The 21,508-nt window shown below is 70.5% G+C and carries 23 protein-coding genes; 12 read left to right on the forward strand and 11 right to left on the reverse strand.

The window, feature by feature from the left end; all coding sequences use genetic code 11:
* Positions 1-37: 37 nt before the first annotated feature.
* Positions 38-1,240: a cytochrome P450 family protein gene (locus ABEA43_RS62725; RefSeq protein WP_345578720.1), complete on the forward strand. Its 1,203-nt coding sequence runs from the start codon at positions 38-40 to the stop codon at positions 1,238-1,240.
* A gap of 34 nt (positions 1,241-1,274) precedes the next feature.
* Here ABEA43_RS62725 and ABEA43_RS62730 read toward each other — a convergent pair whose 3' ends face one another.
* Positions 1,275-2,201 (reverse strand): helix-turn-helix transcriptional regulator, encoded by a 927-nt coding sequence (locus tag ABEA43_RS62730; protein WP_345578723.1) that lies wholly within the window; start codon positions 2,199-2,201, stop codon positions 1,275-1,277.
* A 234-nt stretch (positions 2,202-2,435) separates the two neighbouring features.
* On the opposite strand from ABEA43_RS62730, the gene ABEA43_RS62735 reads away from it, so the two are divergent.
* The 3 genes from ABEA43_RS62735 (at position 2,436) to ABEA43_RS62745 (ending at position 5,139) form a co-directional block, all read left to right on the forward strand.
* The gene (locus ABEA43_RS62735; protein ID WP_345578726.1) at positions 2,436-2,558 is read left to right on the forward strand and encodes a hypothetical protein; all 123 of its coding nucleotides are present in this window, start codon (positions 2,436-2,438) and stop codon (positions 2,556-2,558) included.
* Positions 2,559-2,701: 143 nt separating this feature from the next.
* A complete protein-coding gene (locus ABEA43_RS62740) occupies positions 2,702-3,238 on the forward strand; it encodes a redoxin domain-containing protein (RefSeq protein ID WP_345578729.1) in 537 nt (178 codons plus the stop codon).
* Positions 3,239-3,243: 5 nt separating this feature from the next.
* Entirely contained in the window at positions 3,244-5,139 is a 1,896-nt protein-coding gene (locus ABEA43_RS62745; protein ID WP_345578732.1) for an ABC transporter ATP-binding protein, read from the forward strand.
* Here ABEA43_RS62745 and ABEA43_RS62750 read toward each other — a convergent pair.
* The gene (locus tag ABEA43_RS62750) at positions 5,025-5,525 is read right to left on the reverse strand and encodes a S26 family signal peptidase (RefSeq protein WP_345578735.1); all 501 of its coding nucleotides are present in this window, start codon (positions 5,523-5,525) and stop codon (positions 5,025-5,027) included. The two genes, ABEA43_RS62745 and ABEA43_RS62750, sit on opposite strands and share 115 nt — an antisense overlap.
* A gap of 187 nt (positions 5,526-5,712) precedes the next feature.
* On the opposite strand from ABEA43_RS62750, the gene ABEA43_RS62755 reads away from it, so the two are divergent.
* Positions 5,713-6,615 (forward strand): RDD family protein, encoded by a 903-nt coding sequence (locus ABEA43_RS62755; RefSeq protein WP_345578738.1) that lies wholly within the window; start codon positions 5,713-5,715, stop codon positions 6,613-6,615.
* Positions 6,616-6,622: 7 nt separating this feature from the next.
* Positions 6,623-7,171, forward strand: coding sequence for an LLM class flavin-dependent oxidoreductase (locus ABEA43_RS62760; RefSeq protein ID WP_345578741.1), 549 nt, complete (start codon positions 6,623-6,625; stop codon positions 7,169-7,171).
* A 108-nt stretch (positions 7,172-7,279) separates the two neighbouring features.
* On the opposite strand, the gene ABEA43_RS62765 is transcribed toward ABEA43_RS62760, so the two are convergent.
* Positions 7,280-7,708, reverse strand: coding sequence for a hypothetical protein (locus tag ABEA43_RS62765; protein WP_345578744.1), 429 nt, complete (start codon positions 7,706-7,708; stop codon positions 7,280-7,282).
* Positions 7,709-7,806: 98 nt separating this feature from the next.
* Here ABEA43_RS62765 and ABEA43_RS62770 point away from each other — a divergent pair, with 98 nt between their 5' ends.
* A complete protein-coding gene (locus ABEA43_RS62770) occupies positions 7,807-8,187 on the forward strand; it encodes a MerR family transcriptional regulator (RefSeq protein WP_345578747.1) in 381 nt (126 codons plus the stop codon).
* Positions 8,188-8,219: 32 nt separating this feature from the next.
* On the opposite strand, the gene ABEA43_RS62775 is transcribed toward ABEA43_RS62770, so the two are convergent.
* The 7 genes from ABEA43_RS62775 to ABEA43_RS62805 all read right to left on the reverse strand — a co-directional run bounded on the left by ABEA43_RS62775 (position 8,220) and on the right by ABEA43_RS62805 (position 15,414).
* Positions 8,220-8,363 (reverse strand): hypothetical protein, encoded by a 144-nt coding sequence (locus tag ABEA43_RS62775; protein WP_425570695.1) that lies wholly within the window; start codon positions 8,361-8,363, stop codon positions 8,220-8,222.
* 141 nt (positions 8,364-8,504) lie between these two features.
* Positions 8,505-9,104 carry a TetR/AcrR family transcriptional regulator gene (locus ABEA43_RS62780; protein ID WP_345578750.1) on the reverse strand — a complete coding sequence of 200 codons (600 nt, stop codon included), beginning with the start codon at positions 9,102-9,104 and terminating at the stop codon, positions 8,505-8,507.
* A 206-nt stretch (positions 9,105-9,310) separates the two neighbouring features.
* Positions 9,311-10,933, reverse strand: coding sequence for an FAD-dependent monooxygenase (locus ABEA43_RS62785; RefSeq protein WP_345578752.1), 1,623 nt, complete (start codon positions 10,931-10,933; stop codon positions 9,311-9,313).
* A 49-nt stretch (positions 10,934-10,982) separates the two neighbouring features.
* Positions 10,983-12,140, reverse strand: coding sequence for a glycoside hydrolase family 68 protein (locus ABEA43_RS62790; protein ID WP_345578755.1), 1,158 nt, complete (start codon positions 12,138-12,140; stop codon positions 10,983-10,985).
* Between the two features lie 156 nt (positions 12,141-12,296).
* Entirely contained in the window at positions 12,297-13,121 is an 825-nt protein-coding gene (locus ABEA43_RS62795; RefSeq protein WP_345578758.1) for a carbohydrate ABC transporter permease, read from the reverse strand.
* Complete coding sequence (locus ABEA43_RS62800; RefSeq protein ID WP_345578761.1) at positions 13,118-14,044, reverse strand: carbohydrate ABC transporter permease; 927 nt, start codon at positions 14,042-14,044, stop codon at positions 13,118-13,120. Before ABEA43_RS62800 ends, ABEA43_RS62795 begins: the two co-directional genes overlap by 4 nt.
* An 8-nt stretch (positions 14,045-14,052) precedes the next feature.
* Positions 14,053-15,414, reverse strand: coding sequence for an ABC transporter substrate-binding protein (locus ABEA43_RS62805; protein WP_345578764.1), 1,362 nt, complete (start codon positions 15,412-15,414; stop codon positions 14,053-14,055).
* A gap of 148 nt (positions 15,415-15,562) precedes the next feature.
* On the opposite strand from ABEA43_RS62805, the gene ABEA43_RS62810 reads away from it, so the two are divergent.
* On the forward strand, positions 15,563-16,642 hold the full coding sequence (locus ABEA43_RS62810; RefSeq protein ID WP_345578767.1) for a LacI family DNA-binding transcriptional regulator: 1,080 nt from the start codon (positions 15,563-15,565) through the stop codon (positions 16,640-16,642).
* 52 nt (positions 16,643-16,694) lie between these two features.
* Here ABEA43_RS62810 and ABEA43_RS62815 read toward each other — a convergent pair whose 3' ends face one another.
* The gene (locus ABEA43_RS62815; protein WP_345578770.1) at positions 16,695-17,114 is read right to left on the reverse strand and encodes a hypothetical protein; all 420 of its coding nucleotides are present in this window, start codon (positions 17,112-17,114) and stop codon (positions 16,695-16,697) included.
* A 52-nt stretch (positions 17,115-17,166) separates the two neighbouring features.
* Here ABEA43_RS62815 and ABEA43_RS62820 point away from each other — a divergent pair, with 52 nt between their 5' ends.
* The 4 genes from ABEA43_RS62820 to ABEA43_RS62835 all read left to right on the forward strand — a co-directional run bounded on the left by ABEA43_RS62820 (position 17,167) and on the right by ABEA43_RS62835 (position 21,455).
* Positions 17,167-17,931: a helix-turn-helix domain-containing protein gene (locus tag ABEA43_RS62820; RefSeq protein WP_345578773.1), complete on the forward strand. Its 765-nt coding sequence runs from the start codon at positions 17,167-17,169 to the stop codon at positions 17,929-17,931.
* 256 nt (positions 17,932-18,187) lie between these two features.
* Positions 18,188-19,123 (forward strand): ornithine cyclodeaminase family protein, encoded by a 936-nt coding sequence (locus tag ABEA43_RS62825; protein ID WP_345578776.1) that lies wholly within the window; start codon positions 18,188-18,190, stop codon positions 19,121-19,123.
* A gap of 245 nt (positions 19,124-19,368) precedes the next feature.
* Positions 19,369-20,886: an FAD-dependent monooxygenase gene (locus tag ABEA43_RS62830; protein WP_345578779.1), complete on the forward strand. Its 1,518-nt coding sequence runs from the start codon at positions 19,369-19,371 to the stop codon at positions 20,884-20,886.
* Positions 20,856-21,455 (forward strand): TetR/AcrR family transcriptional regulator, encoded by a 600-nt coding sequence (locus tag ABEA43_RS62835; protein WP_345578782.1) that lies wholly within the window; start codon positions 20,856-20,858, stop codon positions 21,453-21,455. The genes ABEA43_RS62830 and ABEA43_RS62835 overlap by 31 nt, the downstream gene beginning before the upstream one ends.
* Positions 21,456-21,508 lie beyond the last annotated feature (53 nt).

Raw genomic sequence — 21,508 nt, forward strand, 5'->3', positions numbered from 1 at the left:
GATTCAGTACACTCAGTGATAGCGCAGAGGACTCTCCGTGGAATCACAGCTGCCGGTCCCCGGCGAACGATGCTCACGCACGCTCCGCCGCCTGCGCGACGAGGCCGGGCCGGTCGTGCCCGTCATCCTGCCAGGTGGCGTCCGCGTCTGGTGTGTCATGTCCTACGAAGCGGTCAACGAGGTCCTCGCGGGCGACGGCGTGCTCTACAGCAAGCAGGCCAAGAACTACACCGCCCTGCACGACGGCACGATCCCCGCCGACTGGCCCCTGCGGCAAATCCTGGAGGGCAACCACCTGCTCACCAAGGACGGCGCCGATCACCGCAGGCTGCGCAGCCTGGTCAACCGGGCGTTCACGCCGGGCCGCGTAGAGGCGCTGGCGCCGCGCATCCAGGCCCTGGCCGACGAGCTGCTCGACGGGCTCGCCGCCAAGGGCGACGGGGCCGACCTCGTCCACGCCTTCAGCGAGCCGCTGCCGATCACCGTGGTCGCCGAGCTGTTCGGCGTGCAGGCGCAGGAGCGCGGGCTGATCCGCGAGTGGACGCAGACGATCGTGGCGCACGACTCCGCCCCGGAGGAGGCCGCCAAGGCGGGGGCGGACCTGCTGGCGTGCCTGTCCGGGCACATCGCGCGCCGCCGCCGCGACCCCGCCGACGACCTGACCACCGCCCTGATCCAGGCGCAGGACGAGGACGGTGACCGGCTGTCCGACGACGAGATGGTGGGCATCCTGTGGCTGGTGATCGTGGCCGGCCATGAAACGGTCGTGCACCTGCTCGCCAACACCGTCATCGCGCTGTGCACCGATCCGGGGCAGCTGGCCCTCGTACGGGAGCACGGCGACTGGTCGCTGGTGGTGGAGGAGGCGCTGCGCGCCCGCAATCCCGTCAACAGCGCCATCCTGCGCTACCCGCTGAGAGACGTGACGATCGCCGGGGTGCCGGTGCCCGCCGGGGAAGGCATCGTCATCGGGTTCAGCGGGACGGGCACCGACCCCGCCCGGTACGGCCCGGACGCCGGGCGCTTCGACGTCGCGCGGGCCCCGGAGACGCATCTGGCCTTCGGCCGGGGCCCGCACTTCTGCGTCGGCGCGCCCCTGGCCAGGCTGGAGCTGCGCATCGCACTGTCGGCGCTGTTCGAGCGCTTCCCCCGGCTGCGCCTGGCCGTGCCGGAGGAGGAGATCGTCTACACTCCGTCGATCATCACCGAGGGGCCGGTCGCGCTGCCGGTGCTGCTGTAGCGGCACGAAAGACGCCATCGTACGAACGAGATCCTCAGATCCAGCCCTGCCGCTTGGCGAGCAGGGCTCCCTGGAAGCGGTTCGCGGCGCCGAGCCGGTCGAGCAGCTCGGCCACGTGCCGCCGGTAGGTCCGCAGGCTCACGCCCATCTCCCTGGCCGCGACCTCGTCCTTGTCGGTGCTGGCCAGCAGGTACAGCACCTGCCGCTCCCGGCAGGTCAGGCCGGGCTCGGGGTGGGGTTCGAGATCCACCGCGTGCGCCCACACCCGCTCGAACAGATCCACCATCGTCGCGACGACTCCCGTCTGCGAGATCATCAGGGCGCTCCGGTGACCGCCTTCCGGCTCGCTGGGGACGAAGACCACCGCACGGTCCACGATCACCATCTGCTGTCCGGCGTCGTCGACGATACGGTGAAGGTCACCGGCGCGGTGCAGCGTGATGCAGTAGTCCATCAGCGCCGGGTCGATCAGGGCCTTCCTGGCGACGATGGTGCGCCACCGGACACCCTCCTGGAGCCGCTGAAGGTAGGCGGGCAGCCTGCCGGGGTGCGGGCGCTGCCGTTCCGACTGCACGGACAGCACCTCGTGCGCGTCGAGCGCCAGGGACCAGATCCGCCCGTTGATCCGGTCGGCGCCGTCGATCCGCTCGATCGTGACCGTGCGGTCGGGCCCGCGGCGCTCCGCGCTGAGCAGGTGCAGCGCCTCCCACGCGGCCGAGATGCGGCGCTGCTCCGCGCTCGTCTCCAGCAGGCGGCGCCTGATCAGGCGGCTGATCCCGATCTCCGGCTCGACGGCGGAGGGCCGGCCGGCCGGGTCGAATTGGATGAGGTCGAGTGCCGCGAGCCGCTCCAGCGCCGCTCGCAACGCGTCCGGATCGCCCGCCGCCGCTTGGCAGCCGTGCAGGAGGTCGCGGTACACCGTCTCGTCGAAAGCGGTCAGTCCGAGACTGCTGAGACTCATGTGGCTCCCGATGTAGCGAAAGGGACCGGCGCGGCTGCTGGTGTACGAGTGGCAGCAAGTTGCACGGCCCTGCAGCTTGATGCCAGTCCCGACTGCTTACTTCAGTTGATCATCCGTGGCTATTGTCCTGTTGTCGGCGGCGTTGAACACCCAAATCGCGCATGTCGGCTTACCGGCACCCCCACCGCCGGTTCGCACAAGAGGAGGATCCCTGTGTTCCGTGCACTCAATGAGATGAGCGACCGGCTTCTCAGTAGGTTGCTGCCCACCGCCACAGCCGAGGCCGAGCCCTGCTGGTGGACGCCGACCGGCATCAGGTGCTGCATCTACGCCGGCAAGACGTACTGCAGCCACTAAGCCTGAGCCGAACGGATCGGCCGCGTGGAGTGCGTCGCGCTGACCGCCACGGTGGCCGCCCTCGACGGTGGAGCGTACGGCATCGGCCAGGCCGGTGCCGTACGGCATCCCCTTTTCCGCCTGCTGAACCGTAAGGGACGCCGATGTCCTTCCTCGTGGCCGCCGTCGTCTTCGTCGGCGTGCTGAGCGCCGTCAATCTGTTCCTGCTGCTGGCCGTGATCCGCCGCCTCCGCGAGCACGCGAACATCCTGCGGAACACCTCCATGCCGCCCCCCTTCACCGCACCGGGCACGAAGCTGCCGGAGTTCACCGCCACGGACAGCACCGGCGCCTCCGTCACCCGCGCCACGTTCGGCGCCGGGGGCGGGACGACCGTCGTCGGCATGTTCTCCACCGACTGCGCGGCCTGCGACGAGCACCTGCCCGAGTTCGCCGAGCGGGTCCGCACCCTGGGCCGCGACCGCGTCATGGCGCTGGTCGTGGGCGGAGGGCCGAAGCGGGAGACCTTCACGGCCGCGCTCGCCGCCATCGCGACCGTGGTCGCCGAGGAGCGCGACGGCCAGGTGTACGCGGCCTTCCGGCAGCCGCCGTTCCCCGGCTTCTACCTCGTGGACGGCGAGGGCGTCGTGACCGCGTCGGCGGGCTCCCTGGACGAGCTCCCGATCCCGGCGAACGTCTGACCGGTATGGCGAACCCCACGCTCGGGCGGGTCCGGGTCGCCGTCGCCCTCGCCTGGGCGGCCCATCCGGTGGCCGCCGCCGGCGCGGCCGTACTCGGAGTCCTCGCCGGTGTGGCGCCGGTCGCGACCGCCTGGCTGACGAAGCTGGTCCTCGACGCGCTCGTCCAGGGCGCCGGGTTCGCCGCCCTGGCGCCCCTGGCCGGTGGGCTCGCCCTCGCCGGACTGGCGGTCATCGTGCTGCCGCACGTGTCGGACTATGTCGAGGCGCAGCTGCGCAGGTCGCTGCGCCTGCTCATCTACGACCGGCTGTTCCGGGCGGTCAACCGTCATCCCGGGCTCAGCCGTTTCGAGAACCCGAACTTCCACGACACGCTCCGCCTGGCCTACGACTCGAGCCACAACGCGCCGGACCGCCTGGTCATCGGTGCGCTGGCGATCGGTCAGGCGCTCATCACCCTCGCGGGCTTCGCCGTCACCCTGTTCGCCGTCAACCCGCTCATGGTCGCCGTCATCCTCGTCGCCGCGCTGCCTTCGCTGCGCATCCAGCTCATGCTCAGCCGCAAGCGCGCCGAGGTCATGTGGGACATCACCCCCGCCATGCGGCGGCAGGTGTTCTTCGGCGATCTGCTCACCAGGCCGGAGGCGGCCAAGGAGGTGCGGCTGTTCGGCCTGGGCGACTACCTGCGGACCCGGATGCTCGACGAGGTGCGCGGCATCAACCAGGCCGAGCGGGACGTCGACCGCCGGACCCTGCGCAGCCAGGGCGTGATGGCGCTGCTCGGGAGCGTCGTGGCGGCCGGCGGGCTGCTGTGGGCCATCCTCAGCGCCGCCTCGGGAGGCATCAGCGTGGGCGACGTGACGGTGTTCGTCGCGGCCGTCGCGGGCGTCCAGGCGGCACTGACCATGATCGTCAGCCAGTGGGCTGACGCGCACAACGCGCTGCTGATGTTCGGCCACTACACGGCGGTGGTGGAGGCCGCGCCCGATCTGCCCGTCCCGGACGAGCCTCTCGCCCTGCCCGCGCTGCGCGACGGGATCGAGCTGCGCGACGTGTGGTTCCGCTACAGCGAGGAGCACCCCTGGATCCTGCGTGGGGTGGACCTGTTCATCCCGTCCGACCGTACGGTGGCCCTCGTCGGGATGAACGGCGCCGGCAAGAGCACGCTGGTCAAACTGCTGTGCCGGATGTACGACCCGGTCCGGGGGCAGATCACCTGGGACGGTGTGGACCTGCGCGACGCGAGCCCGGACGACCTGCGCGGGCGGATCGGCGCGGTGTTCCAGGACTACATGGACTATGACCTCACCGCCGCCGAGAACATCATGCTGGGCGACCTGACGGTGGCCGGCGACCTGGGGCGCGTCTACGACTCGGCCCGCCAGGCGGGCGTCCACGACACGCTCACCGCACTGCCGCGCGGGTACGACACCATGCTCAGCCGCATCTTCGGCGACCGTGACGAGCAAGCCGGGGTCGCGCTGTCCGGCGGGCAGTGGCAGCGGCTGGCGCTGGCCCGCGCGTTCATGCGGCAGCGCCAGGACCTGCTCATCCTGGACGAGCCCAGCTCGGGGCTCGACGCCCAGGCGGAGCACGAGGTGCACACCAGCCTGCGGAGTTACCGCGGCGACCGGACGAGCGTGCTCATCTCGCACCGGCTGGGCACCGTGCGCGACGCCGACCTCATCGTGGTGCTGAGCGACGGGCGGATCGCCGAACGCGGCACGCACGACGAGCTCATGGCCGCGGGCGGCGAGTACGCCCGGCTCTTCACGCTGCAGGCCAGCGGCTACGAGAGCGGCTCTCCCGACGGCCCCGGAGACGACGGCCCTGGCTCCGGGGACGACGGCTTGGAGGACAGGCTTCGCACGACCACGCCGAGCACCCGGTCGGCCGGCAGGTAACCCCACACCCGTGAGTCGGCGCTCGACGTGCCGTCCCCCACGACCACGAGCGCGTGCTCGGGCACCCCCGCGCCAGGTTCGGCCGCCACCGCCCGTACCACGTCGGCCGGGACGGGGTCGCCCGGCAGCGCGGTCACCCGCTTGATCGCCCAGGGAGCCGCCGGCGGGCCCGTGCCCCAGCCCGAAGGCCGCGTCGACTCGAAGACCACCACCTGACCGCGCCGCACCGAACCGGTCCGGCGGACCAGCACCCGGTCACCCGGACGGTACGTCGGCGACATGCTCACGCCGCTCACCTGGACGACGACGAGCCTGCGCCGGGCGACCACCGCCACGACGGCCGCGAGGACGACGAGCACGGCGACAACGATGAGCGCGGACCACACATGCCTCACTCTAGGCGCAAACGACCCGGCATGATCGTCGGGTTCAGCGCCGACCGGCTAGGGTGTCGCGAAAAATGGAGATCATTCGTGTCGCGATTAGCCCTGCTCGTCTGGGTGGCCGCCCTGGCCGCCGCCGCGTATCCTCCATCAGGTCCAAGACGGAGCCTCCTCCATCGTCTACGGCTGCGTGGGGTTGCTCGGCGGACCAGGCTTCGAGCTCACCGAGCTGGCTTCGCCTCCGCTGGGGGACGCCTACGACCTCGCCGGGCTGGCCGTCCAGTGGGGCGTGCCCGCGATCCTCGTCCTCGCGGGCCTGCTCACGTCGGCCGCCACCACCGGCAACGGAGCCGTCATCGGCCGCCGCGTGGCCGGCCTGCTGACCCTGCTCGCGGTCGCGACTCCGCTCAGTCCCTCATACACCTCCGACGACGGCTGCTCGATGATCCCCGCCCTCAGCGGCGATTGGTTCGCGATCGTGCTGAGCTCCTACGGGCCATATGAGTCGGCCCTCCTGCTCTCCGCTCTGCTGGTGCTGCTGGCCACCCGGACCGCAGGGGATCCCGGGCCGGGCGGATTCGCCGTCCGCCGGGCGGCCGCGTTCGCGATCGACTACCTGCTCTTCGCGAGCTTCCTGGCCGCTTTCGAGCCGAGGCCGAGCCGCCTGGACGTCGGGCTGCTGGACTGGTTGAGCTTCGACGAGCCGGCGCCGCTGCTCGCCGTCGGTGTCATGTTCCTGTACGTGCTGAGCGGCCGGACGTTCGGCAAGCAGATCATGCGCATCCGCGTCGTCTCCGAGGGCACCGGGCACTGGCCGGGCTGGCGCAGGTCCGCCGTCCGGGCGCTCGTCTTCCCCGTCCTCGTCTGTGTGCCGGAGTTCGGCCTGGTCGTGCTGCTGGTGGACGGTCTGTGGGCGGTGCCGGATCCGGCCGGCCGCGGCCGCCGAGCGGCACGCCTGGGTACGCCGAGCGGCGGCCGTGGTCGTGACCGACGACAAGACGGGCGCGCCGAACCTGGTGGTGTGCGCCGAGCTGAACCCACGGGAAGCGGCCCTCATGGACCAGGGCCACCGGTCGGCCCATCACCGCTCTAAGTCAGCGATGTCTTCCCCGTGCAGCGGCCGCATCCGGGGATCTCGTTCGGCGGCTCCTCCCCCGCCGCCTACGCCACCGGAGGCGCCGAGGCCGGCGTCTACTGCCTGTGGGGCGATCCCTGGCCGACACCGCCCAGCAGATCGAGTCGGTCTGGGCCGCGGCGCGCGCGGCCGGGCGCGCATCCAGGCGGCCTTCCGCCCGATCATCGCCCCCACCGAGGAGCTGGCCTGGGAGAAGGCACACCGTACGGTCGAAGCCATCAGCGTACGGCGGGCGAAGGGCCGGCAGGCGCCGCGCGGCCACCAACCGGAAGGCCCGGAGAACACGGGCGCGCAGCGGCTGATCGCCATCGCGTCCAGGGGCGAGAGCTTCGACCGGGCCCTGTGGACCCCCACGTCCGCCGCCACCGGCGGCGAAGGCAACTCCAACGCGCTCGTCGGCACCCCGGAGACGGTGGCGAAGGCCCTGCTGCTCTACTACGACCTGGGCTGGACATCCTCTCCGCCCGGGGGTACGACCTGGTCGGCGACGCGATCGACTTCGGCCGGCACGTGATCCCCATCGTGCGGGAGGAGGTGGCCAGGCGGGATCGCGAGGGCGCCGAACGCGGGCCCCACCTGCTGGAGAAGATCGTCGCCGGAATCTGACTCCGCGTTGCCGGGGTCAGCCGACCGTGTAGCGGAGGGGGTCGGCCGGGTCGGCGATGAAGTGCAGGCCCTTGCCCGCCAGGCGCTTCTCCAACTCCTCGGGGCTTTGCGGGGCGGTGTCGGGCAGCCGGTAGTACTCCTCCAGGATGGCGCGGGCGGTGTCGTCGTCGCTGACCGCGCAGTCCCAGATGACCTGATCGCCCTCGACGGTGATGCCGAAGGCGAAGAACGCGCAGCAGGCCTTCTCCCGCGCGGCCAGGTCCCGCACCCACGCCGCCACGCCGGGCTCGGCGCGCAGCCGGAAGCGGATGCCCTGGCCGGTCTTCTCGCGGTCGATGAGGTGCCGGCCGAACAGGTGCCGGTATTCGTCCAGGCGCTGCTGGGCGGTGTCGGGGGCGGTGGTCATGTCGCAGACGATGGGGGTGGAAGCGGCGGGGATGTCCACGGTGGGCTCCTCTTCGGGATGGCTTGCCGGCGCTCTTGTGACGCCCTCACCGCAACCGTAGAGTCTGGACTTGAGTCCAGAGTCAAGGGGTGGAAGCCGTGAAAATCGGACAGGTCGCGCAGGAGGCCGGGGTCAGCGTGGACACGGTCCGCTTCTACGAGCGGCGCGGCATCCTGCCCGCCGCCGAGCGCAGGCCCTCGGGGTATCGCATCTTCGACGCCACGACGGTGGAGCGCATCCGGATGGCCAAGGCCCTGCAGGAGCTCGGCTTCACTCTGGACGAGGTCGTCGACGCCCTCACCTCCCACGACCGGGGCGGGGCCACCTGCGACAGCGAACGCTGGCGACTGGAAGCGGTGGTGGACCGGCTCGACGCCAAGATCGCCGAGCTGACCCAGGCCCGGCGCACCGCCGCAGGGCGGCTGCGGGACTGCCGTACCGGCCGATGCGTACTCATCTACGGACACGCCGACCACTGATCGCAGCAACCCGAGCGGGCCCGCACGCCCTCCTACAGACCGAAGGCGACGCCCTCGACGAGAATGAGCGCTCCGAGCCCGATCAACACGATCGGCAGCAGGACGTGGCCCCACGGGCTCAGCGCGCGAGCGACGACCGGGCGGGTGGCGAAGGTCACCGCCGCGACCTCCAGCACCTTCGGTCCACCGGCGTGCTCTTGCGCCGAGCCCCGGCGCCGGCTATCTGACCAAGGCCCGCAAGAGCGGAGACGACACCGTGTTCCGGCACTACGGTGGGAGCTGTCCGCCGTGCTCGCACGGGGGCGGTCTGCGCAGCGTCAGGGACGAATTCCTGGCTCTGCACCGACGGTGATCGCCTCGACGATCTCCCGGACGGCCGAGGCGTCGGGCAGCGCGCCGAGTTCCCCGGCGAACAGCAGGTGACCGGTGCCGATCAGGGTCAGGGCAAGCGTGCGGGCATCCGCGTCCGCCGTGACACGCCCGACGCGGCGCTCAGCATCCAGATAGGCCGAGAGACAGGTGCCGGCCTCGGTGAGGATCGGGATGCCGCGCGGGGTCGTCGCGCGCAATCGGGACCGCAGATCGTCACGGGCGATCACGACGCCCACCAGACCCAGGTTCACCGGCGTGAAGATGCGGGTCAGAGCCTCGACCAGGTTGGCGACCAGTGTGGCCGAGCCGGCCGCCTCGGTCAGCTCGCCGATCTCCGCTTCGAGCCGGGCGATGCGGTCGCGGACGAGCCCCGCCAGGAAGTCGTCGAAGTCCGCGAAGTGACGGTGCAGCACCCCCTTGGCGACCCCCGCCTCCTCCGTCACGGTGCGACTCGTCAGCCCGCCGGCGCCGTTGCGCGTCAGGACCCGCTCGGCGGCGGCGAACAGCTGCGCCCGTGCGTCGCGTAGGGCTACACCCGTCGGCATGAGTCCTCCTGCGAGCAGTTGACGAATGGGCGTGTGCCTACTTCGTGTGGGCGCATGGTCACTCTACCGCCGCCGGGGGGCATTACGGTGCGCATGGACGGGCCTTCTGTACGGCGGACGAGTGCGTCACACCTCTCATCCTGCCACCGAAAGACCCGTTCCCCCTCTCAGGCCTCGTCAGCTCGCGGTCGCGGCCACACCGCGCGTCAGGACGAAACCCCCAGAGCCTGCCGCCCACGTTCGAAGTAGTCGGACACGGATCGGTCATCCCAGCTGCCTCCCGCGAGGGCGACGTAGCCGTCAGGGCGGATCAGCACGAGCCCGTCACCGTCGACCCCATAGAGATCGTGCGCCTCCCCGGCTGAGTCGATGAGCGCACTTTCGCTGTGTGGGAGCCCCGGGCGGAGAATGCGATGCGTGTGGACATCGCCGCGTCGGCCCTCGCTCACCTGGGGTGCGGGCCTGGAGCCGAAGACGAGCAGCGTGAAATGCGTGCCGTGGAACAAATCGAACAGCCTCACCTGCTCGTCGCTCGCCGGCTCGATGCAGTCCTCGATTCCGTGCTTGATGCCGTGCTTGATGCAGTGGGCGTCCGGGGCTCGATCGCCTGCACGGATGCCGATCGCCTCATCCAAGTCGCGGGCCAGACTGCTGCCCCGGTAGGTGATGCTCAGCTGGCTGACGTCGCTGAACGGGTCCCGGCCTTCGAACGCGCCGACAATGCGCTCCGACACCCGTGCGGAGTCGTCACTGGCCCAGAACCTGCCCCGAGCGGTGGTCGAGGCCAGCACGTGCTGGGCGATCGGCAGACGCTCCTCCTCATACGTGTCCAGCAGCGGTTCGGGCGCTCCGCGCAAGACGTGCGCGAGCTTCCAGCCGAGATTGTAGGCGTCCTGAACGCCCGTGTTCATGCCCTGGCCGCCGGCAGGGGTGTGCACATGGGCGGCGTCTCCCGCCAGAAAGACGCGGCCGTCCCGATACCGGTCCACCATACGGATGTTGACGTGGTACACCGAAAGGTAGACCGCATCATGGAACCGCACCCCGGACATCCCGACTCGCTGCGAGAAGATGTCGGCAAAGGTCTCCACCGAGACCGATGACGGCCCCTGGCCGCCGTCCGGCGGCAGCGGCGCGGTGAAGAACCAGGTTTCACTCTTCGGCATCGGGCACAGGGTCAGCATCCCGCCGGGGCCGTTGGCCCACATGTGCGCGACCGAGGCGTCCAGCCCGTCGACGCGGAGATTGCCGAACAGCATCCGCTGCTGCTCCCACGTCTCCCCGAGGAAGCTGATCCCGGCCTGCTTGCGCACGGTGCTGCCACTGCCGTCGCATCCGATCAGGTAGCGCGCCCGAACGTCCTGGCGACGCCCGTCGAATCGGACGGATGCCGTGACCTGGTCGCGATCCTGTGCGAGTTCGACCAGTTCGCCGCCGAGCTCCACCCGGGTGCCGAGCGATGCCAGCTTCTCGCGCAGGGCCGCCTCGGTGAACTGCTGCCCCACCATGAGGCTGCCCGGATAGGGCGCACCCGGCACCGGCGGAGCGTCGTACATCACCGCCTCGCGCACCACGTGCCCCTGCGCATCGTAGAAGCGCGTGGGAAGAGGCCGCTCGGCGTGTTCAGCCAGGCGACCCAGTACGCCGATGTCCTCGAACACCTCTTGAGTGCGGGCTCGGATGCCGCGAGCCCGCGTTCCGACCGGATACGCGGTGGCACGATCGATGATCCGCACGCGGAGGTCGCGGCGGGCGAGGTCGCACGCCAATGTGAGCCCCACTGGCCCCGCGCCGACGATGACGACATCCGTCATGTCTGAAGTCTCCATGGACACGCTCTCCTCTCATGGCGGCGCTATAGTGACCGCGCGCCCATTATTAGTGGGCACTCGCCCACTCGTCAATTGCGACCGGGACGGCAGAGGTGGTGATGCCGTCCAGGGTGAGCTTGAGCGTTGGAGCGGTGGTGCCGCCGAAGCCCGCCCGTGCCTGCGCGGCTTCGGCGTATCGGAGGTCGATGTCCTGGTGGGAGCGGTAGTTGGCGAAGCTGACCACGTGGAGGTCGGGTAGCACCAGCCAGGCGTAGGCCTGGTCGGGTTCGGAGGTGGGGTTCTGGAGTACGAGCCCGGACCCGTTGAGCGGTTCGTAGGGCCCGGTCAGGCTGGGCGCGGCGAAGCCGTACAGCCCGGTAGGAGCACGGCCGGCCGGGTGGAAGCTGTGACGCTGGGTGCAGAAGAAGAGGTAGTACCAGGAGTCGTGAACGATGACGTGCGGTCGTTCGAGCTCGTGGTTGACGCCGTCGGCGACGAGCAGAGGTGGGAGCAGCGACCAGGCGTCGCCCTGGGGCTCGGCAAGGGCGATCGCGCCGGTGAAGCCGTCGTTCCAGGCGGTGGAGGCGGCGATGAGCAGATAGTCGCGCCCGTCGGCCGGGTCGCGGAACCAGCCGGGATCGCGGAAGGCTCGGATCTGGCCGGGTGCCCCGTCGGTTTCGTCGGCCGGCAGATACAGCCGGCCGTCGGAGCGCAGGATCTCTCGATGCTCGGCGTCTTGACGCAGCAGGATCCGGCCGCCGTCGGTGATGAGGGCGGAACGGGTCTCGATGACGCTCTGCCGGTAGGTCGGGCGCGTTTCGCCGCGCCGTCCGGCGGCCGTGTAGAACACCGACACGGTGCCGTCGGGCCGGCGGAGCGCCGATCCTGACCATTCGCGGCTGCCGGGCGAGGCGCCGTCGGCGAAGACGTCGCCCAGGTCCTTCCACTCCTTGCCGTTCTTGCCGAGCAGGCGGATGCGGGCCTGATCGTGGCGCTGTTCGGGGTGTCCGAGGGCGGGCGCCGACAGGGCCATCCACAGCTCGTAGCCGCCGGCCACGCTCGTCGAGCCGTCCTCCTCCTGGATCGGCCACAGGTCCCAGAGGTCGTGGTCAGGCAGGACACGCGGTACGGCCGCGGGGTCGATGACGGGCGCGGTGGTCACGCCGGTCTCGGCGAGCAGATCGAGGTGCCGGCGGGTCCAGCGCGCCGGTCGGCCACCGCTCACGCGGCACGCTGCCGGCGGCGGTGGCCACCGGCCCGTCGCGGAAGCATGCCGGATCGACTCGCCGCTTCCCGTGCGGCGCCTGGACGTCCTCGTGGGACCATGGATGACCTCGTCCTTTCACTCAGTGGAGCCCGGATGCAGGGCAGCTCATCGCCGTCAGCCCTTCAGGGAGCCCTGCAGCAGGGCCTTGACGAAATGACGCTGGAAGATGAGGAAGATCACGAGCGTGGGCGTCAGGATCAGCAGCGATCCGGCGCACAGCAGCGGGATGTCGGTGCCCCACTGACCCTGGAAGGCGCCCAGCGCGCCGGACATCGTGCGCTTCGTCGGGTCGTCCACCAGGACGATGGCCAGCAGGAACTGGTTCCACGTCCACAGGAACAGCAGGATGCCCAGGGACGAGATCGCCGGCATGGCCAGCGGGACGTGGATGCGCCGGAACAGCTGCCACACGTTCGCGCCGTCCATCCGTGCGCTTTCCGACAGCTCGCCGGGCATGTTGACGAAGTGAGCGCGCATCCAGAAGACGCTGAACGGCATGAACAGGCCGATGAGCGGCAGGATGATGGCCCAGCGCGTGTTCAGCAGCCCCATGTCGCGGATCTGGTAGTACAGCGGCGTGATGATGCCCTCGATGGGAAGGGTCAGGCCGAGCACGAACAGCAGGAAGATGACGCGGCCGCCGAACACCCGCAAATGACCGATGGCGAAGCCGGCCATGGTGCCCAGCAAGATCGAGATCGGCACCACGCCCAGCACGATGAGGACGCTCGACTTCAGCAGCTCCCCCATGTTCGCGGCCTCGAAGGCGCGCGGGAAGTTGCCCCACTGCGGGTCCTCGGGCCAGGCCAGTCCGGCCGGATAGCTGCCCGAGCGGTGCAGGGCGGTGACGAACAGGCTGAGGAACGGCAGGAGCGTGACCGCCATCATGAGGATGAGCAGCAGCCGGCCGGTCCAGGCCTCCCGGCCCGCGGTGATCATCGGTTGCCGTCCTTTGCGAACCACTGGATGGGAAGGGCGCAGGCGATCACGAGGACCATGAGCACCACGGCCAGGGCCGAGGCCATGCCCACCTCGCGTTCGGAGAAGGCCAGGTAGAAGATCTGCAGGCCGGGCACCATGGTCGTGTTGCCGGGGCCGCCCTGGGTGGCGATGTAGATGATGTCGAAGCTGGCCAGGGCGGCGATCACGGTCACGGTGACGCAGACCGCGATCTCCTGGCGCAGGCTGGGCACCGTGATGGAGACGAACTCCCGCCACGCTCCGGCGCCGTCCAGCCGGGCGGCCTCGTACAGCGCCGGGTCGATCTTGCTCATGCCGGCCAGCAGCAGGAGCGTGCACAGGCCGAGCAGCACCCAGGCGCCGATCATGCCGACCGCCGGCAGGGCGGTGCTGAAGTCGCCCAGCCAGGCCCGGGTCACCCCGCCGAGGCCGACGAGCGAGAGCAGCTGGTTGATCACTCCGGTGGAGGCCAGCAGCCAGCTCCACGCGATGCCGGCCGCGACCAGAGGGATGACCTGCGGCAGGAAGAGCACGGTACGCGCCACGAGCGCGAGCCTGCTGGCGGCGATGCGCCGGATCGTCGCGGCGATCGCCAGACCCAGCACCACCGGGATCGCGCTGAAGAACACGATCAGCTGGAACGCGTTGACCAGCGAGTCGGACAGGTCCGGGTCGGTGAAGACCCTGCCGTAGTTGGCCAGCCCGACCCAGGTGGAGGCGCCGATGCCGTTCCACTCGTACAGCGAGTACTGAAACGTCAGGGTGATCGGGCGCAGGACGAACACCGCGTAGAAGACGAGGGCCGGGGCGACGAACAGCCAGCCGGCCAAGCCGCGCGCGTCGCGCAGCTTGGTCGCGGCCGGCCGCCGGTGCGCGGATCGGGCGCCGGCGGGGCGGGTCATCACCTGGCTCAGTTCCCTTCGAGCTGGCCGGCGTAGTCGGCCTGGACCGCCTTCAGCAGCTCCTGCGGGCTCTGCTGCCCGGCCGCCAGCTTCTGCAGGTGCGGCGTCCAGCTCTTGGCGTAGATGGCGCCGGTGGCGTTGGCGATGAAGTCCATCGCGCCGTTGTCCTCGGCGATGTCCGCCCCGGCCGCCAGGGTGCTCGCGGTGACCTTGTCGGAGGCCACGGCCGGCATGTACGCGTCGGCAGGTCCCATCGGTCGCGATCCGCCGACCTCGACGCCGATGTCGCGGGCCCGTTTGTCGGTGGCCACCCAGTTGAGGAAGAAGGCGGCGCAGTCGGCGTTCTTGGCGTTCGCGGCGATGCCGAAGGTGAGGGGGGCCGACATGGCGGCGAGCTTGCCGCCCTGCTGCGCCGGTGGCATCAGGGCGAAGCCGACGTTGCCCGGCATCTGCTTGTCGAGGTTGCCCGACTCCCAGTCGCCGTTGAACATGAACAGGCCCTGGCCGTCGATGAAGCGGCTCATCATGGTCGCGTAGTCGAGCGCGTTGACGTCCTTCGGGAAGTATCCCGCTTTGATCCATTTCTCCAGGTGCTGGGCGGCCTGCAGGTTCGACGGGGTGTCGATGGTGGCGCCGGGCTTCTGGAAGATCCAGTCGTTGATGGGGGCGGCAGGGCCGTAGGAGGCCATGAGGTTCTGCAGCGGGAAGGCCAGGCCGCCGGTGGCGCCGCCGTTGAACTGCAGGATGGGCGTGATGCCCGCGCTCTTGGCCTTGCCCAGCGCCTGGTCGAGCTCCGCCAGTGTGGCGGGCGGTGCGGACATGCCGATCCGGGCGGCGAGCTTCTTGTTGTAGAAGACGCCGGTCATGCTGAAGTTGAGCCCCAGGGCGTACAGGGATCCCTGGCCGCGCGGCCGCCCGCCCGGCCCCAGGCGCAGCTGTTCGAGCTGCGAGGCCGGCCACTTGTCCCAGCCGAACGCCGTCGCGTACCCGTCGAGGTTCTTCAGCAGGTTGTCCTTGACCAGCTCGGACACCTGGGGCAGGCGCATCAGGTCGGGCGGGTTGTCGGCCAGCACCCGCGGAGCGTTCTGCGTGATGACCGCGAACTGGTCCTCGCGGATGTCCCAGGTGACGTTCGGGTGCTGCGTGGTGAACTCGGTGGTCAGCGCTTTGGGCAGCGGGAAGCCGGTCTCGAAGTAGCCGTTGAGCTTGATCGGCGCCGAGCCGCAGGCCGGTGCCGCGGACGCCGAGGATGCGCTGGTGGCCTGAGGCTGCGGGCTGTTGCTGCCGGGAGCCGAGCAGGCGGTGGCCAGCGTCCCCATGGCGATCACCAGCGCGGCCCCGGCCCTGCCGGGGCGGACTCGACCAGCCATGTGCATCTCCTCTGCTGCTGGGGGACCATCGGCACCGGGCTGATGTCCCGACTCCGTTGCTAAATCGGGTTAGCGCCCGATAGTCTCACCACGCGCGCCGTATGATGTCAACCCCCCGTAACGCACTCTTGACGATCGGAGATTCTGGGTGAGCCCACGACGGGTCACGCTGGCCGATGTGGCCAAGGCCGCCGGTGTCTCGCGTCCGACCGCCTCGCTCGTGTTGTCAGGCCGCGGCCGCGAGCTGCGCATCTCTCAGGACGTCGAGGAGCGTGTCCTGCGGGCCGCCGACGAGTTGCAGTACCGGCCCAACATCGTCTCCGTGGGGCTGCGCACGGGCACCTCCCGGACGATCGGCTTCGTCTCCGACACCGTCGCCACCTCACGGCTGGCCGGTGACATGATCAAGGGCGCGCTCGAAGCCGCCCGTGAGCGCGGTTTCATGCTGTTCATCGGCGAGACAGAAGGCGACGCCGAGCTCGAACGTCTCCTGCTCCAGGCGATGCACGACCGTCAGGTCGACGGGCTCATCCTGGCCTCGATGTTCACCCGGACCATCAAGGTGCCCAAGGCCATCACGACCGCGCCCGCCGTGCTGCTCAACGCGCTGCCCAAGCAGCCCACTCCCCTGCCCGCCGTCCTGCCCGACGAGGTCGAGGCCGGCCGCCGCGCCGCCCGGGTCCTGCTGGAGGCCGGCCATCGCGACGGCATCTATCTGATCGGCGCCGGTCCTGGCCTGCGCAACGTACCCGCGGAGAGCCTCGCGGCGGTGGAACGGCTCGTCGGCATCCGCGAGGCGCTCGGCGAGGCAGGGGTTACAGTGGCGGGTGCCCGCACCTGCCCCGATTGGCAGCCGGAATACGGGCTCGCCGCCACGCGGGATCTCCTGGAGACCGAGCGCCCGCGCGCGCTGATCTGTTTCAACGACCGGATCGCCTTGGGCGCGTACCAGGCGCTCGACGATTTCGGGCTCAAGGTGCCGGCGGACGTCTCCGTCGTCTCCTTCGACGACCACCCCATCGCTTCGTGGATGCGGCCCCAGCTGACCACCGTGGCACTGCCCCACTACGAACTGGGCCGCAAGGCCGTGGACGTGCTGTTCACCGAGATCGAGCGTGACAGTGCGGACACTGAGCAGGCGGGGCAGGTGCACCGGGTCCCGATGCCCGTCCGCAACCGCGAGTCCGTGGCGCGGGATTCCTCGGCTGAACCCCACGCCTTGCGCTGACGGCGTCGAGCGCGTGCCTGGTGAGCTGCGGATCGCCCGCGCCACCAGCCACTCAGCGGCCGTCGGGGGTGGGACGGTGATGGACGTACTCCACCACCGTCCCGTCGGGGTGGCGGGCGTTGAATCCGGCGCCGGTCGGCACCTCCTGCAACGCGAAGACGATCTCCGCGCCTTCGGCGACCAGGCGGTCGTGGTACGGCCGTACGTCGTCCACGAGCAAGGTGCCCACCGTGTCGCGGAAAGGAGCCAGGGCGTCCACGTCGCCTTCGATGATCAGGAACGCCCCCACCGTCGCCAGCTCCAGCCGGGCCGCCGGGAAGGCGAACCGGGCGTCGACCTCCACCTGCTGCAACCGTTCGTAGAAATCGATGCTCTTGCCCATCTCCCCCGGCTCCACGAACACCCGGATCAACACGCGGGGCTCGGCCAGGCCGGAGGAGTCGTTGCGCTTGCGCCACATTTGCTCGCTCATGCCGTCCACCCTGCCGCGGACCTGCTCGTACAGGCAGGGGACGGTTCATGGGGTGAGCGGAACTCATAGGATCGTGACCATGGACGACGCGCTGCGCCGCGAGCTCGGAGCGCATCTGCGAGCGGCCCGCGAGCAGGTCCGCCCGGCGGACGTGGGCCTCGGCGGCGGCGGGAAACGACGCACGCCGGGGCTGCGCCGCGAGGAGGTCGCGGTCCTGGCCGGGGTGAGCGTGGCCTGGTACACCTGGCTGGAGCAGGGCCGGGTGAGCACCACCCGGCAGGTGCTCGACGCGCTCTGCCGGGTGCTCGGGATGGACGCGGCGGCGCACCACCACACCCTGGCGCTGGCCGGATTCCTGCCGTCCGCGCCGCTGAAGGGCGACGCCGTGGTCGGCGAGCCGACGTGGGCACTCCTGAAGAGCTGGACCGAGACGCCGGCCGCCGTCGTGGACGAGCGTTTCGACGTCCTCGGCTGCAACGACGCCTATCGCGGCTTCTGGGGCGACCCGGCAGGCGTTCCGGCCGAGCGGCGCAATCTCCTGATCATGTTCGCCTCTTACGGGGGCCCGGTGGAGGTGGAGCCTGTGCTGCGGGGACTGTACGAGCAGTTCCGCGCCAACACCGGCCACGCCCCGGACGACCCGCGCGCCGCCGCCGTCGTCGGCCTGCTGCAGGAGGAACGGCCTGACGTGGCGCACTGGTGGCAGTGTCGCGCGGTCCGGGAGTTCGCCCCGGTCACCGTCGACGGGCTCACCTTCTCGCTGCTGCGGCCGGTCGGCGGCGACGGCACCTACATCTTCACCCAGAGCGCCTGCTGATGATCGCGCCAGGGGGAACGGCGAGAACCTCGCTCCCGATCAGCGGTTCCGTCCCGCGGCCGAGCCGGCGGCACGCTATCTCGGCCTGGGCGTCACGGCCGGAGCGGAGATCGGGGAGGGATGCGATATATCCAACAATTCATACATGCATTGTAGGATTGCTGGTCATGACGTACATGACCGTGTACAGCGAACAGCCCGGGACCCTGCTGGAGACCGAGGCCATCGCGGCCGGGACGAACTGAGCGCCGCCGCCGTGCTCCTGCTCACACAGTCCGAGATCGAGCGGCTGCTCTCGCCCGCCGACTACATCGACCTGATCGAGGACGCGTTCGCGGCCTACGCCCGCGGCGAGACCTCGCCGAGCCGCCTGTCCCACCTCGACAGCCCGCCCGGCGAGTTCCACATCAAGGCCGCCGGGCTCGGCGGGGTCGTCGCGGTCAAGATCGGCGCCTGCTTCTACGACCGGCCCGCCACGCTGGGCCTGCCGAGCATCGTCGGCGTCATCGCGCTGTTCGACGCGGCGAACGGCCAGCCGCTGCTGTTCCTGGAGTCGGCCACGGTCACCCGGCTGCGCACGGCGGCGGCGACCGCGGTGGCCGTGCGCCACCTGGCGCGGCCGGACGCCGCCACGCTGGCCGTCCTCGGCACCGGCGCCCAGGCCTCGGCCCACATCGCCGCGATCCGCGCGATCCGGCCGATCGGGCGGATCCTCGTGTGGGGGCGCGACCCGGTGAAGACCGCGCGCTTCGCCGGGGAGCACGGGGCCGAGGCCGCCCGCACGCCGTCCGACGCGAGCCTGCCCGCCGACGTCGTCGTCACCCTGACCCCGTCCACCAGCCCCTTCCTGGGCCTGTCCGACGTGCGGCCGGGCACGCTGGTGGCGGCCGTCGGCTCGGACGCGCCGGACAAGCGCGAGCTCCACGACGACCTGCTCGCCGCAGCCACGCTGATCACCGACGTCACCCACCAGTGCGCCGAGGTCGGGGAGTTGCACCACCGCCCAGAGACACCGGTACGGGCCGAGCTGGGCGAGGTCGTGCTGGGCGTGCAGGCGGGCCGCGAGCGGGCGGACGAGATCGTGGTCTTCGACTCCACCGGCACCGCGGTCCAGGACGTGGCCGCCGCCCGGGCACTCCATGCCGCCGCGACGAAGCGCGGCGCCGGCCGCGCCCTCCCCTTGTGGGAGTGACGATCCGAGAAGGCCCCCCGGCCTCGGTCAGGTCGCCGGCTGTGACAGCTCCCAGCGGAGCCGGGTCTCGCTCGGTGACTGCTCACCCGGTGCGCAGAGCCGGGGTCCGTGCGGCCAGGCCGAGCAGGGCACATATAACCTACCGCTTGAATAGGTAATGGGGAGGAGAGGAAGCGCTGGACGGTGACCGTGATCACATGCGTCTCTATCCCTCACTTAGTAATCGGTACCGTATCGTTTACTAAGTGACTGACACCGTACTCATCGCGGGCGCCGGCCCCACCGGGCTGGCCCTGGCCATCCACCTGGCATTACACGACATCCCCGTACGCGTCATCGACGCCGCTCCCGGCCCCGCCACCACCTCCCGCGCCCTTGGCCTGCAACCACGCGGCGTCGAGGTCCTGGAACGCATCGGCGCGCTCGGCGACCTGCCACAACGCTCCCAGTCCTCGCTCAACATGTCCTACAACGAGGGCTCGCGCACCGTGCTACGCCTCCACGTCGGCCAGGCCGTCGCCGACCAGCCGAAACAGGCACTGCTGATCTCACAGGCCGACGTCGAGGGCACCATGCGGCAACGCCTGGCCGAGCTCGGCGGCCACGTCGAATGGGACACCCGGCTGGTCGCGGCCAGGCAGGACGACATGAGCGTCATCGCCACCGTCCAGACGGCCGACGGCACCGAGCTCCACATCGAGGCCCACTGGCTGGTCGGCTGCGACGGCGCACACAGCACCGTACGCAAACTCGCCGCAATCGGCTTTCCCGGCCGCAAACTCCTCGAACGCCTGCTGATGGTCGACGTGCGGGCCCAGTGGCCGCTGGACAAGAACGGCAGCACGACCTGGATGGACGCCGGTCACATGCTGTCGGTCACCGCGCTGCCCGACGACACGTGGCGGGTGTTCACCGAACCACCGCCAGACCTGCCGGACCAGCTGTCCGAGAACGAGATCAGCGACCGGGTGCTGAGCGAGTTCTCCCGCCGCAGCGGCGTCAGCCTCGACACGGTCACGGACATCCGCTGGGCCTCGGAGTTCCGCATCCACCGCCGGCTCGCCGACGCCTACCGGCGCGGCAGGATCCTGCTGGCCGGCGATGCGGCACACATCCAGAGTCCCACCGGCGGACAGGGGCAGAACACCGGGCTGGGCGACGCGGAAAACCTGGCCTGGAAACTGGTGCTGGTCGCCCGCGGCCGCGCCGAGCAGCGACTGCTCGACACCTACGAGGGCGAGCGACGGCCGCTGGCCCGCAAGGTCCTGCGCGCCACCAGCACCGCCGTGGACATCATGCTGCCGCACGACCCGTGGAAACGCCTGTTGCGCGACAAGGTCGTCCTGCCGGTCGTCCGCCTGCCCGCGGTGCAGCGCCGATTGTGGCTGGCCGCCTCCCAGCTCGGCATCAGCTACCGGGGCGGACCACTGGCCCCGGCCGCGCATCGATGGATGCGCGGCCCGCGTCCCGGCGACCGGATGCCCGACCTCGCCTGCCGGCGGCTCGACGGCGGTCGGACCACGCTGCACGCCGCGATCTCCGGACGCTGGGTGGTGCTCGCCGGCGATCAGCACGACGCCGCCCGCCACGCCGAGGCCGCCGGCGCACAACTGGGCGCCGACCTGGTCGTCGCACTCACACCGATAGAGCCGTACTCGCACGATGTGGTGCTGATCCGCCCCGACGGGCACATCGGTTGGCGTGACCATCCCGCACCCGACAAACTGACGGCATGGCTGAACCAGGTGCTGTGGCCGGCGTAGAACGCCACGGCCGCCCACGCGACCCAGGAAACGACGCCGCCATCCTGGACGCGGCGTTGGACCTGCTGATCGAACGCGGCGCGGCGGGCACCAGCATCGAAGCGGTCGCCCAACGCGCCGGCGTGGCGAAACTGACGGTCTACCGGCGCTGGCGAGCCAAGGACGACCTCCTGATGGCCGCGCTGGAGCACGCCCGCGCCCCCGACATGGACGCCGCCCCGGCCGGGCAGTCGATCGACGAGCTCGTCTCCTCCATAGCCGAGCTCCTCAGCCGCCCCCGCTTCCGCACGCTGATGGCCCGCGTCATCGGCGCCTCGGTCGACTACCCGAAACTGGTGACCGCCTACACCGAGCGCTACCTGCAGCCCCGGCTGAGTGCCCTGGCGCAGATCGCGCAGCAGGCCATCGACACCGGTCACCTCCCACCGGACACCGACCCGAGCGTCATCCAGGACATCCTGGCCAGCTCGATCGGATCCGTCCTGCTCCAGCATGCGGAAGACGTGACCGCGGCACAGATCGAGGGCCGGCTGCGGATTCTGTTGCACCACATCGGATACCAGCCTTGATGGGGCGTGGAAGACAGCCTGCAGCCGGTCACGTAGAACACATGGTGCTTCGC

It is taken from the genome of Nonomuraea rosea (genome assembly GCF_039539705.1).
GTDB classification, from domain to species: Bacteria; Actinomycetota; Actinomycetes; order Streptosporangiales; family Streptosporangiaceae; genus Nonomuraea; species Nonomuraea rosea.